At 60.4% G+C, this 1,906-nt stretch carries 2 protein-coding genes; both read left to right on the top strand.

Annotation, left to right across the window (positions count from 1 at the left end; genetic code table 11):
- The coding region (locus AC1DRJ_RS26015) for a sugar phosphate isomerase/epimerase family protein (RefSeq protein ID WP_477804680.1) at nt 1–744 on the top strand (744 nt) is incomplete at its 5' end.
- Nucleotides 737–1,711, top strand: coding sequence for a sugar kinase (locus AC1DRJ_RS26010; RefSeq protein ID WP_477804679.1), 975 nt, complete (start codon nt 737–739; stop codon nt 1,709–1,711). The genes AC1DRJ_RS26015 and AC1DRJ_RS26010, both read left to right, overlap by 8 nt.
- Nucleotides 1,712–1,906 lie beyond the last annotated feature (195 nt).

Below are 1,906 nucleotides of genomic sequence, written 5' to 3'. Positions count from 1 at the left end.
GGCGCGGACCTTGTGCGCCAACGTGGCCAAGGCAGTTTTATCCATATATTGGCCGCCGCCGGTGCCACTCAAATTGAATGGCGCGAGGAGTTGCTGACGGACGAAAACCCGCTGCAACTGGCTGACGACAGCCGATCCCAAGGTCTGGAATGCATCTACTCCGCACCAATGGAACTGTGGCTGGCCGGTCAGTCCAAGCCCAGCCCTGAACTGCTCAGCACTCTTGAGCGTGCCGAAACGTTCGGTGCCAAATGGCTGAAAGTCTCTCTGGGCTACTTCACCGACAACAATGATCTGCTGGCATTGAGCCGCGTCCTGGCTCAGAGCCCAGTGCAATTGCTGGTGGAAAACGACCAGACCTTGCACGGCGGCCGCATCGAACCGTTTCAACGCTTCTTCGGCGAAGTCGAGCAACACCGGTTACCGATCAAAATGACCTTCGACATCGGCAACTGGCAATGGCAAGACCAGTCCGCCGCCAGTGCCGCGCGGTTGCTCGGTCGACATGTCGGCTACGTGCACTGCAAAGCCGTGACCCGTCGCGCCGACGGCAAACTGGTCGCCATCGCGCCGACGGCCAGCGACGTGCATCAATGGGAACAACTGCTGCAACACATGACCCAAGGCGTCATGCGCGCAGCGGAATATCCGCTGCAAGGCGATGACCTGGTGCAACTGACCCGGGAACACGTCGCCACCCTCGCCCACCTGGGTCAACGCCGGCTGGAGAAGGCGCATGTCTGAGTTCGATATTCTGTCGTTCGGCGAGACCATGGCGATGTTTGTCGCCGAGCAACGCGGTGATCTGGCCGACGTGGGCCAGTTCCACAAACGTATTGCCGGGGCGGACAACAACGTTGCGATTGGCCTTTCTCGGCTCGGATTCAACGTGGCATGGTTGAGCCGGGTGGGTGCCGATTCGTTGGGGCGGTTTGTCGTCGACACGCTGCGCAAAGAAGGCCTGGACTGCAACCATGTCGCCATCGACCCGGCGCACCCGACCGGGTTTCAGCTCAAGTCCCGCACCGACGATGGCAGCGATCCGGCGGTGGAGTATTTCCGTCGCGGTTCGGCGGCCAGTCATTTGTCGGTGCAATCCATCACCCCGTCATTGCTCGGCGCGCGGCACCTGCACGCCACCGGCATTCCGCCGGCGCTGTCCGCCTCTGCCCGGGAAATGTCCTTTGAGTTGATGACGCGCATGCGCAATGCCGGACGCAGCGTGTCGTTCGACCCGAACCTGCGCCCGAGCCTGTGGGCCAGCGAGCAACTGATGATTACCGAAATCAACCGCCTTGCGGCACTCGCCCATTGGGTGCTGCCGGGATTGAGTGAAGGTCGCTTGCTCACCGGGTATGAAGACCCGGCGGACATCGCGGCGTTTTACCTTGATCAGGGCGCCGAAGCGGTGGCGATCAAGTTGGGCCCGCAGGGCGCTTATTACCGCACGGCTCTGGATCAGGGATTTGTTGCCGGTGTGCCGGTGGCAACCGTGGTCGATACTGTGGGCGCTGGCGATGGCTTTGCCGTTGGCATGATCAGCGCGCTCCTGGAAAACCACAGCGTTGCCGACGCGGTGCGGCGAGCCAACTGGATTGGTAGCCGTGCGGTACAGAGTCGGGGGGATATGGAAGGTTTGCCGACCCGGTTCGAAATGTCCGCTGAATTTGAGGGTGTCAATCGCGAGCAAGCTCTGCTCCTACAGGATTAGCGCAAGGCCCTGTAGGAGCAAGGCTTGCCCGCGATGAGGCCTTTGGAGTCACTAAAGATTTAACCCGTTACCTGCTGCGACAAAAACAACAAGCTCAGGAGCACCAAAATGAAAACAGCTTCACTCCCCACCCGCCGCTGGTGGTACATCATGCCCATCGTCTTCATTACCTATAGCCCTTCATTACCTATAGCC

The sequence above is a fragment of the Pseudomonas sp. P5_B2 genome (assembly GCF_056400445.1).
The sequence above is the reverse complement of the archived record's forward strand: the minus strand, read 5'-3'. Positions and strand labels throughout refer to the sequence as shown.

Coding starts and splice junctions, on each gene's coding strand:
- AC1DRJ_RS26010 (WP_477804679.1), top strand. CDS start 737: ATGTCTGAGTTCGATATTCTGTCGTTCGGCGAGACCATGGCGATGTTT.